At 64.8% G+C, this 14701-nt stretch carries 14 protein-coding genes; 3 read left to right on the top strand and 11 right to left on the bottom strand.

From position 1 onward, the window contains the following. Positions 1–147 precede the first annotated feature (147 nt). Positions 148–1065 (bottom strand): LysR family transcriptional regulator, encoded by a 918-nt coding sequence (locus FJ434_RS08470; protein ID WP_140745072.1) that lies wholly within the window; start codon positions 1063–1065, stop codon positions 148–150. Positions 1066–1206: 141 nt separating this feature from the next. On the opposite strand from FJ434_RS08470, the gene FJ434_RS08465 reads away from it, so the two are divergent. Next, positions 1207–1845: a DsbA family protein gene (locus FJ434_RS08465; protein ID WP_140745074.1), complete on the top strand. Its 639-nt coding sequence runs from the start codon at positions 1207–1209 to the stop codon at positions 1843–1845. Between the two features lie 43 nt (positions 1846–1888). Further along, positions 1889–2500 carry an NAD(P)-dependent oxidoreductase gene (locus FJ434_RS08460; RefSeq protein WP_140503161.1) on the top strand — a complete coding sequence of 204 codons (612 nt, stop codon included), beginning with the start codon at positions 1889–1891 and terminating at the stop codon, positions 2498–2500. Positions 2501–2624: 124 nt separating this feature from the next. Here the strand turns inward: FJ434_RS08460 and FJ434_RS08455 are convergent, their stop codons facing one another. Genes FJ434_RS08455 through FJ434_RS08420 form a run of 8 tightly spaced genes read right to left on the bottom strand, consistent with a single transcriptional unit; the run spans position 2625 to position 11378 of the window. Then, complete coding sequence (locus FJ434_RS08455) at positions 2625–3704, bottom strand: ABC transporter ATP-binding protein (RefSeq protein WP_140745077.1); 1080 nt, start codon at positions 3702–3704, stop codon at positions 2625–2627. Further along, a complete protein-coding gene (locus tag FJ434_RS08450; RefSeq protein ID WP_140503157.1) occupies positions 3701–4501 on the bottom strand; it encodes an ABC transporter permease in 801 nt (266 codons plus the stop codon). Before FJ434_RS08450 ends, FJ434_RS08455 begins: the two co-directional genes overlap by 4 nt. 1 nt (position 4502) lies before the next feature. After that, a complete protein-coding gene (locus FJ434_RS08445; RefSeq protein WP_140503155.1) occupies positions 4503–5363 on the bottom strand; it encodes an ABC transporter permease in 861 nt (286 codons plus the stop codon). Positions 5364–5423: 60 nt separating this feature from the next. Next, positions 5424–6428, bottom strand: a complete 1005-nt coding sequence (locus tag FJ434_RS08440; protein ID WP_140745079.1) for an ABC transporter substrate-binding protein — start codon at positions 6426–6428, stop codon at positions 5424–5426. A gap of 59 nt (positions 6429–6487) precedes the next feature. After that, on the bottom strand, positions 6488–7957 hold the full coding sequence (locus tag FJ434_RS08435; RefSeq protein ID WP_140745081.1) for an aldehyde dehydrogenase: 1470 nt from the start codon (positions 7955–7957) through the stop codon (positions 6488–6490). A gap of 10 nt (positions 7958–7967) precedes the next feature. After that, the gene (locus FJ434_RS08430) at positions 7968–9005 is read right to left on the bottom strand and encodes an LLM class flavin-dependent oxidoreductase (protein ID WP_140745083.1); all 1038 of its coding nucleotides are present in this window, start codon (positions 9003–9005) and stop codon (positions 7968–7970) included. After that, on the bottom strand, positions 9005–10798 hold the full coding sequence (locus FJ434_RS08425) for an alpha/beta fold hydrolase (RefSeq protein WP_140745085.1): 1794 nt from the start codon (positions 10796–10798) through the stop codon (positions 9005–9007). The genes FJ434_RS08430 and FJ434_RS08425 overlap by 1 nt, the downstream gene beginning before the upstream one ends. Further along, a complete protein-coding gene (locus tag FJ434_RS08420; protein ID WP_140503465.1) occupies positions 10791–11378 on the bottom strand; it encodes an amino acid synthesis family protein in 588 nt (195 codons plus the stop codon). Before FJ434_RS08420 ends, FJ434_RS08425 begins: the two co-directional genes overlap by 8 nt. Positions 11379–11492: 114 nt before the next feature. Between FJ434_RS08420 and FJ434_RS08415 the strand changes: the two genes are divergently transcribed. After that, complete coding sequence (locus FJ434_RS08415; RefSeq protein WP_140745087.1) at positions 11493–12170, top strand: GntR family transcriptional regulator; 678 nt, start codon at positions 11493–11495, stop codon at positions 12168–12170. A gap of 23 nt (positions 12171–12193) precedes the next feature. On the opposite strand, the gene FJ434_RS08410 is transcribed toward FJ434_RS08415, so the two are convergent. Further along, complete coding sequence (locus tag FJ434_RS08410) at positions 12194–13639, bottom strand: ROK family protein (RefSeq protein ID WP_140745089.1); 1446 nt, start codon at positions 13637–13639, stop codon at positions 12194–12196. A 34-nt stretch (positions 13640–13673) separates the two neighbouring features. Then, positions 13674–14582: a tagatose-bisphosphate aldolase gene (locus tag FJ434_RS08405; protein ID WP_140745091.1), complete on the bottom strand. Its 909-nt coding sequence runs from the start codon at positions 14580–14582 to the stop codon at positions 13674–13676. Positions 14583–14701 lie beyond the last annotated feature (119 nt).

Here is a 14701-nt window from a genome sequence, read left to right as displayed (position 1 = left end):
CCAAACTTACCCAAAACGGCCCGCCAGGCTCAAAGCTTGGCGGGCCGTTTTGCATTCGGATAAGAGCCCCCTTGGATTTGAACCCTCTTTTTGGGTGCGGCAGAAGCGCTTTTTTAATGTAAGTCTTTGCCGACCTTCTGCTGCATCTCACAGCATGACGCTGCCGGGCGATCGTTTCTTCTCGGCGGTGGCGAGCAGATCCACAAACGCGCGCACCTTGGCGGGCCGGAACCTTGCCGGCGGAAAGACAGCGTGGATGCCGCCGGTGGGCAAGGCCCAGTCGGCAAAGACCGGCACCAGCCGCCCCTCGGCGATGTCGTCGCTGACGCTGTAGTCGGGAAATACGCCCAGCCCTATGCCGGCAAGCACGCAGGCATGGGCAGCCGGGCTCTTGTCGCATGTGATGACCGGGTTGAGTTCGGTCAGCACCTTGTCGTCATCCCTTGAAAACAGCCATTGGCTGATGCCGCGAAGCTGGGCGTTTCCGACCCAGGCCAGTAATCGCGCCTGGCGGGGGCTTACGCCTTGCGGCAAGCTTGCGGCGAACGCAGGGCTTGCCACCACGATCTGCCGTATCGTGCCCAGGCGCCGCGCCTGGTTGGAGGAATCGGCAAGCCAGCCGACGCGAATGCCGAGGTCGATCTCCTCGCCGACCAGATTGCTTACCGCATCGTCGAAGATCGCCTCGACGCGCATATGCGGATAAGTTCTCAGATAGGCAGCGATGACCGGCGCAACCATCTTCGAGCCGTAGTCGAGCGGCGCCGTTAGTCTCAACATTCCCGCCGGTTCGACGGTCGCGCGCGAAATCTCGCCATAGGCGGCCTCCGCTTCCCGCAGGATGATCACCGCGCGATCATAGAAGAGGCGTCCCTCTTCGGTCGGCGCGACACGCCGCGTCGTGCGTCGCATGAGTGTCGCCCCCAATTCCTCCTCGAGCTTGCCGATCTGATGGCTTACCACGGCCTTAGCGATGCCAAGCCGGTCGGCTGCCGATGTGAAAGAGCCGGTCTCCATGACAGTGGTGAAATAGACGAGACGATTGAGGTTCAGCAGGTCGGCCACGGCACTCGCCATTTGTCTGATCAGATCAGACAGTTTATATGATTGGAGGCCATTTATCGCAAGATCGTCGTCTGCCACATAGGAGCAAGACATTTGACGGTCAGATCGCGGACACGCCGCGCCAAGGGATATCAGGTAATCATGGCTCAGTTGGACGTGACTTATCTTTTCGATCCGCTCTGCGGCTGGTGCTACGGCGCCACCCCGATGCTGGACAAATTGGTGGCCAGCGGCGTGCGCGTCGAATTGCTGCCGACCGGCCTGTTTTCGGGAGCGGGCGCGAGGCCAATGGATGAAGGTTTTGCCGCTCACGCCCGGGCAAACGACCAGCGTATCGAACGTCTAACCGGACAAGCCTTCACGCAGGCTTGTCAGAGCAATGTCCTCGGCATCCGGGGCACCTTGCTAGACTCGCATGCCGCGACCCTCGGCATCAGCGCCGCCGGCCTGGAAGACCCCAGCCGCCGGTCGACCGCTCTCAAGGCGATCCAACGTGCGCGCTACGTCGACGGTCGCGATATCGTAACTGTCGAAGGCGTGGCTGCCGTGCTCGCCGACGCTGGCATGACAGATGCCGCCGCGATCCTGAAGAACCCGACCGAAACCTTGCTGACGGCGCACCTTGAGCTGGTCAATCGTGGCCGCGCGCTGTTCCAGCGCTTGCATTCAAATGGCGTGCCTTCGCTGGCGGTCATCCGCAACGAAGCGCCCCGGCTCATCGGTTCGAACGCGTTGTTCAGCAGCTTCGACAATCTCGTCGCCCATATCGCGGCGGCATGATCTCCATCAATCAGCCCTCCAACAGGAAACGGAAGAAGAAGACATGGCAAAAGTTGCTCTCATCGGCGCCTCCGGCGCTGTCGGTTCGCGCCTGCTCAAGGAACTCTCCGACCGTGGCCATACGGTCACCGGCATCGCCCGCAGCCCGGAAAAGATCGCGGCGCTGCCCGGCGTGACCGCCAGGAAGGGCGATGTCTTCGACCGGCAAGGTCTCGCCGATTTGATCCGTGGACACGACGTGGTGATCAGCTCAGTGCATTTCGTGGACAGCGACCCCGACACGCTGATCGCCGCGGTGCGTGCCTCTGGCGTGAAGCGCTATGTCGTCGTGGGCGGCGCGGGCAGTCTTGAAGTGGCGCCCGGCAAGCGGCTGGTCGATACGCCCGAATTCCCTGCGATCTACAAGGCCGAAGCACAGAAGGGCGCAGACTTCCTGGATAAGCTCAAGACGGTCGGCGATCTCGACTGGACCTTCCTGTCGCCGTCGGCCCTGTTCGTCCCAGGCGAGCGCACCGGCAAGTTCCGCCTTGGCAAAGACACGCTTCTCATCTCCGACAAGGGCAGCAGCATTTCCTTCGAGGACTATGCCATTGCCATGGTCGACGAGATCGAGAAGCCGACGCATGTCAGGCAGCGCTTCACCGTCGGCTACTGATTGATGCCGGCTGCGAGGCTGGCGGTGATTTCGTGCTCATGGCCCGGCGTTACGGGCGACAGGCCTGGTCGTGCGGGCCGCCGGCGGAAACGCCGCTGTGGTTTCAAGGGCAGGCTTGGCGGCTTCAGGCTGGAAACAGGAAGGCGGAAGCAGGATCGAAAAAGATCCGCCTGCCCATGGCGCAATCCGCGCTATCCGGCTCCACCGCATCCGAAGTCGGCCTGACATCGATCTCATCGCCGGCAGCGGTACGCGCCACGACCCGCTTGCGGTCACCGAAGAAGGCGGTATCGACGATCTCGACGGCGAGCGCTGCGCATGCAGGTCCGGGCGTCAGGCGGAACGCCTCGGGGCGCACCATCAGGCGGGCCTTCTGGCCGCGATCGAAGGCCTGCGTCGTCTTCACGCCGCTCACGACCGAACCGCCGGCCAGGCGCACGGTCGATGCGCCATTGGCGGTTTCCAGATGCTCGGCGGGCAGGAAATTCGAGTTGCCGATGAAGCCGGCGACGAACTCGCTGGCTGGCCTGAGATAAAGATCCTCGCCGGTGCCGATCTGCTCGATGCGCCCTTCCTTGAACAGGGCGATGCGATCCGACAGATGCAGCGCCTCTTCCTGATCGTGGGTGACATAGAGGATGGTGACACCGGTCTCACGGTGGATGCGGCGGATCTCGGCCTGGATCTCCTGGCGCAGTTTTTTGTCGAGCGCCGACAGCGGCTCGTCCATCAGCAGGATCGGCGGATCGTAGGCGAGCGCACGGGCAAGCGCCACGCGCTGCTGCTGGCCGCCCGATAGCGCGCCGGGATAGCGGCCGGCGAAATTCTCCAGCCGCACCAGCGCCAGCATGTCGGCGACTTTCCTTTTCACTTCGGCGTCGGGGCGGCCGCGTACACGCAGCGGAAACGCGACGTTCTCGGCAACGCTCAGATGTGGAAACAGCGTGTAACGCTGGAAGACCATGCCGATGTTGCGCTTGTGCGACGGCACTGAAAGCAGCGACTTGTCCTCCAGCAGGACGTCGCCGGAGGACGGGTCCTGGAAACCGGCGATCGCATAGAGCGTCGTCGACTTGCCGGAGCCGGACGGCCCGAGGAAGGTCAGGAATTCGCCCTTGGGCACATTGATGGTGACATCGTGGACGGCGACGAAGGCGCCGAACGTCTTCCTCACCGCGCGTATGGACAGGAATGGCCGGGTCATCTCGATAATTTTCTGCGAAGGAGTGCGGTCACGATCATCAGGCACAAGGTCAGGCCGACGAGCAGGCTGGAGGCGGCGGCGACGACCGGACTGAGGTCGGCGCGCAAACTGCCCCAGATCTTCACCGGCAAGGTCTGCAAGGTCGGGCTCGCCATGAAGATCGCCACCACGACCTCGTCCCATGAGGCGAGGAAGGAAAAGATCGCCGCCGAGAAGATGCCGATCCGGATCGAGGGCAAGGTGATCCGCAGCCGTGCCTGCAGCGGGCTGGCGCCGCAGACGATGGCCGCGTCCTCGATGGACTTGTCGAAACCCTCGAGCGCGGCGGTGATCGGAATGATGGCGAAGGGCAGTGCCAGGACGGTGTGCGCGATGACGAAGCCGATCGTGGTGCCGGCCAGCCCGATGCGCAGGAAGAAAGCGTAGACGGCGATGGCGAACACCACCACTGGCAGCACCATGGGCGTCAGCAGCAGCCCACGCAGGATCTGGCGCCCGCGAAATTCACCCCGGATCAAACCGAAGGATGCGAACAGGCCAATGATGACGGCGAGGATGGCGGCCATGGCGGCGATTTTTGCGCTGGTCAGCGCGGCATCGATCCAGGTCGGGTCCGCCAACAGCTGCTCGTACCATTTCAGCGTCCAGCCGGGCGGCGGGAAGGCAAGCCAGCGTGAGGAGCCGAACGACAAGAGCACGATGAAAACCACCGGCAGCAGCAAAAAAGCCGCGACCAGCGCGGTAAAGCCGGCAAGCGCCATGCGCAGCCATCCGAGCCTGTCATAGTCGAGCAGCATGTCAGAGCCCTCCGGCGGGGCGCTTGGCGCCGACCAGACGAAGCTGGAGCGCGTAAAGCGCCATGGTGACGACGAGCAGGACGAAGGCGGCCGCACTGCCGAGCCCCCAGTTGAGCAGCGACTGCACCGTCTGGGCGATCATCTCGGCCAGCATCATGTTGGACGTGCCGCCGAGCAGGGCCGGCGTGACGAAGTAGCCAAGCGACATGACGAAGACCATCAGCCCGCCAGCGGCGATGCCGGGAAGCGACAGCGGCAACAGGATACGGCGGAAGGCCTGGAACGGGGTTGCCCCGCAAAGGGCGGCGGCGCGCAGCGTCATCGGGTCGATGGCGCGCAGCGTGCCGACCAGCGGCAGGATCATGAAGGGCAGCATGATGTAGACCATGCCGATGGTGACGCCAGTGAGATTGTTGATCAGCGGCAGGGGCTCCTGGATGATGCCCAGCCCCATCAGCGTCCTGTTGATCACCCCTGTGCGTTGCAGCAGCACCATCCAGGCATAGGTCCGGGTGAGGAGGTTGGTCCACATCGACAGGATGATGATGCCGAAGACGAGCGAGCCGAAGGCCGGCGGCATGATCGCCAGCATCCAGGCGACCGGAAACGCCACCACGATGGTGACGGTGGTGACGACGGCGGCGACGAGGAAGGTGTTCAGGAATACGCGCACATAGGTGCCGCTGCCGAACAGCGCGGCGTAGTTCTGCAGACCGGGCTCGGGATCGGTGACGCTGCGCAGCAAAAGGGCGACGACCGGTACGACGAAGAACAGGCCGACCAGAACGACGGCCGGCAAGGCGCCGCCGCTGCCGGCCGGCAGGCCGGCAATGGCACCGCGTCTGAGAGAATTTCCTTGCATCGGCCGGTTCCCGTTACCCGAACGGGGCGCGGTTCCCGCGCCCCGTCGGTTTCTGTGGCGCTACTTGGTCTGCCAGGCGTACCAGCGCGTGGCGATCTCGTCGCGATGCTCGGCCCAGTAGTTCATGTCGAGGTTGATCTGGCCGTCGACATGAGCGTCGGGCAGGGCCTTGACCGCATCGACCGGCATCTCGGCCTTGGCCTTGGTATTGATCGGCGCATAGCCGCTGGCCTCGGCGAATTTCGCCTGGCCGGCCGGGCTGGTGGCCGCGGCCAGGAACTTCATGGCGCTATCCTTGTTCTTCGCCCCTTTCGGGATGACAAGAACGTCGGCGGCGGTTAGGTTCTGCTTCCAGGAGACGCCGACATCGGTTCCGTCCTGCTGCAACGCGAAGACGCGGCCGTTCCAGAGCTGGCCGAAGGCGGCCTCGCCGGAGGCGATCAGCTGCTGCGACTCCGCACCACCGCTCCACCAGACAATGTCCGACTTGATGGTGTCGAGCTTCTTGAAGGCGCGGTCGAGATCGAGCGGATAGAGCTTGTCCGCCGGGACGCCGTCGGCGAGCAGTGCGATCTCGATGACGCCCGGCGCCGACCATTTGTAGAAGGTCCGTTTGCCGGGGAACTTCTTGGTGTCGAACATGTCGGCCCAGCTCGCCGTGTCACCGGAGACCGCGCCCTTGTTCCAGGCGAGCACGAAGGAATAGTAGAAGCTGCCGACGGCATGCTCATTGCTGAAGCGGGGGTCGAGATCGGACTTGGGCACGATCGCATAGTCGATAGGCTCCAGCAGACCATCCTTGGCGGCCTTGATGGCGAAGTCCATCTCGACGTCGACGACATCCCAGGTGACGTTGCCGGCGTCGACCATGGCCTTGAGCTTGCCGTAGTCGGTCGGCCCGTCCTGCAGGACCTTGATGCCGGAGCTGGCCTCGAAGGGCGCTGCCCAGGATTTGGTCTGTGCTTCCTGCGTTGTGCCACCCCAGCTGGTGAACGCCATTTCATCGGCCTTGGCTGCGGTCACCGCGAGCAGTCCGGCCAGAACGCCGGTCAAAATCAGTTTCATTTTGTTCTCCTCTGTTGGTCTGTTCTTGTTTTTCTCAGTGCACCTGCGCCACGCGCTGTTCAGCGCATGACGAAGGGATCGGGGATCGGCTCGTCCGAGGTCTTGATCCAGACGGATTTCGAGCGCGTATAGTCTCTGATGGCATCGAGGCCGCCCTCGCGGCCGAGCCCGGAATGGCCGTAGCCGCCGAAGGGAACGAGCGGCGACACGGCGCGGTAGGTGTTGACCCAGACGACGCCGGCATGGATGTCGCGCGCCATGCGATGCGCCTTGCCGAGATTGCTGGTGAACACGCCGGAAGCCAGGCCGAAGGGGGTGTCGTTGGCGAGCGCCAGCGCTTGTGCTTCGGAGTCGAAGGCAAGCACGCTGAGCACAGGCCCGAACAATTCCTCGCGCACGCATGCCAGATTGCCGTCGCCGGCATCGATGATGGTCGGCGCGTAGTAGAAGCCGGGGCCGCCGGGGCGTGTCCCTCCGGTGATCAGCGTGCCGCCCTTGGCGAGGCTTTCCGCGACGATCTTCTCGATCCAGTCGCGCTGACGTTGCGTGGCGAGCGGACCCATTTCGGTGGCCGGGTCCTGCGGATCGCCGATCCTGATCGCCTCGGCCTTGAGCTTCAGCCGGGCGAGGAACTCGTCCTTCACCGAACCTTCGACCAGCAGTCGCGAGCCGGCGACGCAGCTTTGGCCGGTCGCGGCAAAAATGCCGGCCACCACCGCGTTGGCGGCGCTGTCGAGATCGGCATCGGCGAAGACGACGACCGGGCTCTTGCCGCCGAGCTCGAGCGTCGTATAGGCGAGATTTTCCGCCGTGTTCCTGACGATCGCACGCGCAGTGGACGGGCCGCCGGTGAAGGCGACGCGCGAAACCAGCGGATGGCTGGTCAGGCGGCGGCCGCAATCCTGGCCGAAGCCGGTGAGAATGTTGACAGTGCCTTCGGGAAAGCCGGCCTGCTGGACGAGTTCGGCGAAGGCGAGCAACGGCGCCGGGCCGTCCTCGGAGGCCTTGAGCACGACCGTGCAGCCAGCGGCCAGCGCCGGGCCGAGTTTGACGGCGGAGAGGAAGAGCTGCGAATTCCATGGCACGACCGCGGCAACGACGCCGATCGGCTCGCGGCGGATGGTGACGTCGAGATCCGCCTTGTCGATCGGCACATGCGCGCCTTCATGCTTGTCGGCGAGCCCGCCATAATAGCGGTAGTAGTCGCCGACATAGGCGATCTGGGCACGGGTCTCGCGGATGATCTTGCCGGTGTCGCGTGTCTCGAGTTCGGCAAGACGCCCGGCATCGGCGGCGACGAGGTCGCCGAGCTTGACCAGCAGTTTGCCGCGCGCGGTGGCGGTCATCGCCGTCCACGGGCCCGAACGCAGCGCCCGGTGCGCCGCCTCGACCGCACGGTCGACATCGGCTTCGCTCGCCGCCGGCATCCTGGCCCATGGCGCGCCGGTCGACGGATCGATGCTGTCGAAGGTCGCGGACGGCTCGTCGAAGCGGCCGTCGATGAAGTTCCTGAAAAGAGCGTCGGTCATGGGCTCGCTATCAGAGGAAGGCCGGCATCACCCGGTCGATGAACAGTTGCAGCGATTTCTTCTTGCGTTCGTGCGAAAGCCCACTGTCGATCCAGATCGAGTACTGGTCGTAACCGAGTGCCTCATAGGCCTTCAGCCGGGCAATGACTTCGTCGGCTTTGCCGATCACCAGATTCTGCCTGATCTTGTCCGGCGCATAGTGCGGCATCGCGGCGATCTCATCCTCTGTGAGCGGCTCCAATACGCCTTGATGCACCGGCTTCTTGTTCTGGAACCAGGCGCCGAACTGGCAGTAGAAATTCGACAGGTCCCGGGCGAGCCGATCGGCGTCGGCCGCATCCTCGGCGACGAATGTGTGCATCAAGAGCATGATTTCCGGCCGGGCGATGTTGGGATGCGCGTCGCAAGCAGCGTTGAAGCGCTGCATCAGGCTCGACACCTCGTCGTCGCCTGAAGCCAGCGGCGTTACCTGGACCTTGCAGTGGTTGACGACCGCAAAATCGTGCGAGTTCGGGTCGCGCGCCGCTACCCAGATCGGCGGATATGGTTTCTGCAAGGGCTTGGGCGAGGAAGTGGTCGGCGGGAACGACCAGAACTCGCCGGAGAGTTCGAAATCGCCGTCCCATAGGCCACGGATCGCCGGCACCATCTCACGCATGCGCTGGCCCGCGCCCCAGGCGTCGAGACCGGGGAAGAGACGTTGATATTCGTAACTGTAGGCGCCGCGCGCGATGCCGATGTCGAGCCGGCCGCCGCTGATGACGTCGGCCATCGCCGCTTCGCCGGCGAGCTTGATCGGATGCCAGAATGGCGCAACGATCGTGCCAGTGCCGAGACGGATGCGGCTGGTTTTGGCCGCCAGATAAGCGATGTTGACGAACGGGTTCGGCGAGATGGTGAATTCCATGCCGTGATGCTCGCCGATCCAGGCCGTCTCGAAGCCGGCCTGCTCCGCTTGCAGGACCAATTCCTCGAGCTCGCTCACCAGCTCCGAATGCGGCTTGGCGAGATCCGACCGTTCCATATGCACGAAGAGCGAGAACTTCATCAGTGGTCACCTGTATAGGAGGCAGCGGACGTGGGCGCTTTGCCCAGTGGCCTGACTTCGCCTTCCATCTCATTGCCGACATAGACGCCAAAGGCGTCCTGCATGCATTCCCTGACATAGCGGGTAAGCATCGAGCGGACCGCCGGATCGATGATCTTCAAGTCGCCGATCGCGTCGATGTCGACCAGCCGGATGCCACGATCGCTGGAGGCGGGCACGTCGAACGTGCCGCGATAATAAACATGCGTGCGCGACGAATTGCCAGCGTCGTCCCAGACGGCGAAAAGGAAGCCGAGTTGGGCCTCGATAGCCTTGGCGGCAAGCAGGCCCCGGAGGCTCGTGCCATCGCCGGCCGAGCCCAGTCCCCGGCCGCGCGGCAGTTCGAAGCCATCAGCCGTTTCCAGGAATAGGATCCTGCCGCCATTTTCGAGAATGGCGCCGACATCGGTGCCGGGCTGGGCGGCGGCAAGCGCCTCCTGGCTTAGGCCGGGTGCGATATAGGCGCCGCGGCAGTAGCCGAGAGGCTGCGAGGAGTTGTGCTCGAAATCGCGTACGCGGCCGATAAGGATGGAATGGTCTCCCGCGTCGACCAGCCGCTCCATGTCGCAGTCGAAGGACGCGACCGAGCCGTCCAGCAACGGACTGCCGGTCTGTCCTGGACGCCAGGCCACGGAGGCGAATTTGTCGGCCGCTTTCGAAGCGAAGATGCCGGACGCCGCCTTCTGATCCTCATTGAGGATGTTGATGGCGAAGCTCTTCGAGGTGGCGAAGACGGGATGGCCCAAGGCTTTATGGGCGATACAGACGAGTACCAGCGGCGGATCGAGCGACACCGAGGTGAAGGAGTTGGCTGTGAAGCCGCGCGGCTCGCCTTCGGGCCCGATCGTGGTGACGATGGTGACGCCGGTAAGGAAGGAGCCGAGCGCGCGGCGGAAGTCGCCGCTGTCGAAACCAGAAGTCACCGTCCCGTCCCCTCGCTCCGCTGCTTCGAGGAAGCCGACGATGCGGCGCGTGGTGCGGTCCGGTGCGGCCACAGCCATCATGTGCCGTTCGCCGGCAAGCACGATGCAGCGGCCATGCGGCGCCAACCGTGCCAGAGCGGCCGACATCGCTGGCGAGGAGTTCCTGTCCTCGGACCCGGTCATGAACAGAGCCGGCACGGCAAGCGTTTGCAGGCGCTCGGCGTGGTCGCCGTCGGCGCGGGCGAACAGGCGATAGGTGCGGGCGTAGCCTTCCGGATCGACCGCGCTGAGCGCGGACGCCGTCTTGCCCGCCGCCGCCTCGAGTTCGGCGGGCACCGGATCCCCGAACCAGCGGGCAATGGTCTGTGCCGTGCCAGCCGCGTCGCCCCGGTCGGTGAGGGCAGCCGCGCGCTGACGGACAGCCTCGGCCAATTCTGGTGGGCGCCGGAACACGGCATTCAGCGACACGATGCCGCGAACGCGCTGCGGTGCCCGCAACGCAAGCTCCTGGGCGACGAGCGCGCCCATCGAGTGGCCGACGACCGACACCTTGTCGAGGCCGAGATGATCGAGCAAGCGAATGGCTTGGTCGGCATAGTCGGCCAGTTCCGGGCTCGGTGGCGGGAGCGGCGACCGGCCATGGCCGAGCATGTCGATGGCGATCACATCCCAACTGCCGGCCATCCTGTCGATCTGCGGCTGCCAGATCGCGGCATTCATGCCGACGCCATGGATGAACAGTACCGGCGCGCCCGAGCCGGCTCGAATGAAGCCGGTGCCATCAGGCGCCGTACCCTGTCGAGCCCATGTCGATGCGGGTGCGTCAGCCATGCAGGTCGCCCACTTCCTTGAGGTCCTGGTAGCGGTCGCCGATACGATGGTGCGGCCGGCCGCCGATCGAGGCGCCGAGCGCCACCACCAACTCGTCCGGCGCCGGCGCGTCGCCGATCTGGAAATGCACTGTCAGGTAGTGCGAGCGCCTACCCTCGTCGTTCTTGTCCATCAGCGGGATCATGATCGGTGTGTTCGGGCCGCCGCGCAGATTGGTGAAGGCGAGATAGGTCTTGGCGCCCACGGCACGGCGGTAGTAATTGCCGAAATGCAGCGTGTGGATCAGTGCCGAAGCGTGTTCGATCTCGCCCGACGTGCCGCAGATCGCGGCCTTGCCGTAGCCCTCGATGGCGTCGCCCGAACCGGCGACGGCGATGATTTCCCGGGTCAGCGTCTCTCCCAGCACTGGCGCACAGGCGCGGATTTCGGACGACAGATCGTCGGTGAAGCCGCGTCCGGCCCACGGATTGGCAAGCACTGCCGCGACGCCGATCAGGCGCAGCGGCCGAGGCGCTGCCTTGCCGCCCTCAATCAGCGTGTTTTCGGTGTAGGTGACGATCTTGCGAATGACGGGCTGCATGAAGTCCTCGGTCGTCGATGCCATATCATCTTATGGTATACCATGATATGGAGCGCCAAGAAACTTGTCAACCGGCCATGGAATCTGTTTTCGTGGCGAGGCAGGAGGCCGCCCATGTCAGACGACACGCTTCGCATCGACCGCAGCGCCAAGACCTTGAGAACACTGGCGCTGGAGCGCATGCGCGAGGCGATCATGGATTTCCATTTCCAGCCCGGCGAAAGGCTGGTCGAGCGGCCGCTTTGCGACCAGCTCGGCGTCAGCCGTTCGGTCGTACGCGAGGTCTTGCGGCAGCTAGAGGCCGAAGGCCTGGTGCAGATGATACCGGGGCACGGGCCGGCGGTGGCCAAGCCGGACCTTGGCCGAACCGACGAGATCTATGAGCTCAGGGCCCTGCTTGAAGGCATAGCCGCGCGTGCCTGCGCCATGTCGGCGACGAACGCGCAACTGACCCTGCTCGACAGGGCGCTCGCCAATCTTTTCGAAGCTTGGGCGTCCGGCAAGCCGGCCGAGGTGATGCGGGCGACAACGAAATTCTACGAAGTGCTTTTCGAGGCAGCCGACAAGCGCGTCGCCTGGGAGATCGTGACCGGGCTCAATGTGCGCATCAACCAGCTGCGTTCCATGACTATTCTTTCGACCAACCGCCGCGCACCGGCGATTGCCGAGATGACCGAGATCATGGATGCCATCAGATCGCGCAAGCCCGACGAGGCTGAAGCGGCGGCGCGGCGGCATGTCGAATCCGCCCGGCAGATCGCCCGCGCGACGCTTCGGCTGCCACCGGCGTAACCGGCGCTGGCACCGGAAGCGGCTCAGGCGTCGCTGGCCAGGGTCGCGCGCAGCCATGCGGCGATGGCATCGAAGTCGATCGGTTGCGTCGTATCGACCTCGAACAGCGGCCCGCGCCGCAGCGGTTCGGCGCGTTTGGCCAGCTCAACCAGTTCAGGGATATAGGCAGCGCCGGGATGGCCGGGGAGGCGCTGGCCGAGCCGGGCGCCATAGCGTTCGGCCAGAACCTCGCCGGGCGCGTGGCACCAGATTTCGACGGTGTGTTCGACGCCGGCCTTGCGCAGGTGATCTTCGAGCACTTGCCGTGGCTGGAAACCGAACCAGGCATCGACTATGAAGGTGCTGCCGGCAGGGGCATCGCCGACGAGCGACCAGATTGCCTGGTAGCTGGCGCGGCCGAGCGTGCGATTGAATTGGCGGTCGGCGCCGCCGAGCACTTCGAGGAACGGATTCTTGACGGTATCGAGTGCAAGCAGCGGCCATCCCATGCGATCGGCGATGCCGCGTGACACCGTGCTCTTGCCGCTGGCCGGGATGCCGTTGACGAGCACGGCGCGTCTGGCGCGGCCAGGCTGAACGGAAAGCGATGTCGATGTCTGCGCCGAAAGCGCCTGCAGCGCGGCGCCGATCACCCCAGCATCGTCGCCGAGCTGCGCCGGCGCCACCGGGCATTGGTACCACGGCGCCAGCGCCGGCGCGTGGCCGAGCGCTCTGTGTGCCGCCAGGCCAAGCCCACCGCCAAGCAGGACGAGATCGGGGTCGAACATGGCGACGGTGGTATCGATCGCCGCGCGCAGCGGCCTTGCCCAGGCCTCCAATATGCCGCGCGCCTTGATGTCGCCGGCCGCGTCGCGGGCAAAGAGCTGGTCGACCGAAACGTCGGGGCCAAAGCCGGCGCGCGCGATGTGGCGGCCAAGTGCCGTGCCGGAACTGGTGGTTTCGACACAGCCGCGCCGCCCGCAGGCGCAGACCTCGCCGTTGACGTCGACGGTAATGTGGCCAAGTTGCCCCGCCGTTGCCCGGCCGCGCATGATCCGTCGGTTCTGGACGACGGCGCCGCCGATGCCTGTGCCGATGGTGAACATCGCGATGTTGTCGTGGCCTTGGCCGGCGCCAAGGACCATCTCGGCGGCCAGCGCCATATTGCAGTCATTGTCGAGGACAACAGGCTTGCCCGCCATGCTTTCCAGCCGCTGCGCGAGCGCGACCGAGGCAAGGTTGACGTAGCCTCCCGACAGGACCGCGCCGCGGCGCGCGTCGACGCGGCCGGGAACACCGACGCCGATGGCCACCACATCAGGCGTATCGAGAAGGCGCACCATGTCGGCGATGCGGCCAAGCACCAGTTCCGGATCGGGCGCGCTCTTCTCGGAAAGGCGTTTGAGGATTTCACCGGTGCCGGAGATGCGGGCGGCACGCAAATTGGTGCCGCCGATATCGATCCCTATGGCCATCGACTTTTGTGGCATGACATCCTGCACGTGCCTGTGATCCAACAGGATATCAGGCGGCGGCCTTCTGCCGATAATGCCCGATCACCGCCTGGATCTCGCGCAGTCGCGGCACCGCGATGGTCTCAAGCCTTTCGCGTTGAATGTCACGGTCGAGCGAGATGCAGTCCTTCCACAGTGAACGGCCGGCGATCACACCGGAGGCGCCGTTTTGCATGGCGATCTCGACCTGGCCGAGAAAGGTGGCGTGGTTGACGCCAGCCGAAAGCACGGCCCACGGCACTTCGCCGGCCATTTTTGTAATGTTGGCGCAGGCTTCCGGTGTTCCGGGGTAGGGAAGCTTCAGCACCTTCGCGCCGCATTCCAGCGAGATCCTTGTACCCTCCTCGATCAGCAAGGATGTCTTGGCCGCATAGTCCTCGGGGCTTTCACCTTCAAGCTGATAGGTCAGGAATTCGACCACGAGCAGCAGGTCCTCCTTGCCGAAGTCGGTGATGCATTGGCGCAGGATGGCGATGTTGTGTTCGTTGGCCTGCGGCTTGTCGGCCCGCAGATACACCATGATCTTGCCGCCCGTGCCGCCGAGTTCGCGCACGCGCCGAGCATCGATGTCGGGAACCAGCCGAGACAGGCGGTAGCCTTCTGGCGAAACGTCGAAACCGGAGGCGTCGAGGCCGATGAGGAGTGCGGTATCCCGGTTCAGCACGCCTTCATCGACAACCCGCGGCACCGCGCAGAGCGGATCGAGCAGCACGCAGGAGGCGGCACTTGCCAGGTAGCGCGTGATGTCGGCCTTGGTGTCGCCAAGCATGTCGTTGGTGATCCTGGCCTGGTCCGCGGGGTCCGACGCCAGCAAGGTGCGCATGCCGCCGCGCTGGTCGCAAGCGATGGCCACCATGGCTCCGTCCTTGCCGCATATCTGCTGGTAGCCGCGCCGTTCCGCGGTGGTCATCTTCGTCATGGTCTTCTGTCCGATGTTGGCGCTCTCTCGCCGAGGGCGCTGATCCCGTGGAAACAATGGTCAGTTTGCCCGCCTGCCGGCAGGAAGATTTTTGCCGCCTGAGGCATCGCCGGCCGCTG

The organism is Mesorhizobium sp. B2-5-13 (assembly GCF_006440535.1).
Lineage (GTDB): Bacteria > Pseudomonadota > Alphaproteobacteria > Rhizobiales > Rhizobiaceae > Mesorhizobium > Mesorhizobium salmacidum.
The sequence above is the reverse complement of the archived record's forward strand: the minus strand, read 5'-3'. Positions and strand labels throughout refer to the sequence as shown.

Excerpts from the sequence above, each read along its gene's own strand:
- FJ434_RS08465 (WP_140745074.1), top strand. The coding sequence starts at position 1,207 with ATGGCTCAGTTGGACGTGACTTATCTTTTCGATCCGCTCTGCGGCTGG.
- FJ434_RS08460 (WP_140503161.1), top strand. The coding sequence starts at position 1,889 with ATGGCAAAAGTTGCTCTCATCGGCGCCTCCGGCGCTGTCGGTTCGCGC.
- FJ434_RS08455 (WP_140745077.1), bottom strand. The coding sequence starts at position 3,704 with ATGACCCGGCCATTCCTGTCCATACGCGCGGTGAGGAAGACGTTCGGC.
- FJ434_RS08450 (WP_140503157.1), bottom strand. The coding sequence starts at position 4,501 with ATGCTGCTCGACTATGACAGGCTCGGATGGCTGCGCATGGCGCTTGCC.
- FJ434_RS08445 (WP_140503155.1), bottom strand. The coding sequence starts at position 5,363 with ATGCAAGGAAATTCTCTCAGACGCGGTGCCATTGCCGGCCTGCCGGCC.
- FJ434_RS08440 (WP_140745079.1), bottom strand. The coding sequence starts at position 6,428 with ATGAAACTGATTTTGACCGGCGTTCTGGCCGGACTGCTCGCGGTGACC.
- FJ434_RS08435 (WP_140745081.1), bottom strand. The coding sequence starts at position 7,957 with ATGACCGACGCTCTTTTCAGGAACTTCATCGACGGCCGCTTCGACGAG.
- FJ434_RS08430 (WP_140745083.1), bottom strand. The coding sequence starts at position 9,005 with ATGAAGTTCTCGCTCTTCGTGCATATGGAACGGTCGGATCTCGCCAAG.
- FJ434_RS08425 (WP_140745085.1), bottom strand. The coding sequence starts at position 10,798 with ATGGCTGACGCACCCGCATCGACATGGGCTCGACAGGGTACGGCGCCT.
- FJ434_RS08420 (WP_140503465.1), bottom strand. The coding sequence starts at position 11,378 with ATGCAGCCCGTCATTCGCAAGATCGTCACCTACACCGAAAACACGCTG.
- FJ434_RS08415 (WP_140745087.1), top strand. The coding sequence starts at position 11,493 with ATGTCAGACGACACGCTTCGCATCGACCGCAGCGCCAAGACCTTGAGA.
- FJ434_RS08410 (WP_140745089.1), bottom strand. The coding sequence starts at position 13,639 with ATGCCACAAAAGTCGATGGCCATAGGGATCGATATCGGCGGCACCAAT.
- FJ434_RS08405 (WP_140745091.1), bottom strand. The coding sequence starts at position 14,582 with ATGACGAAGATGACCACCGCGGAACGGCGCGGCTACCAGCAGATATGC.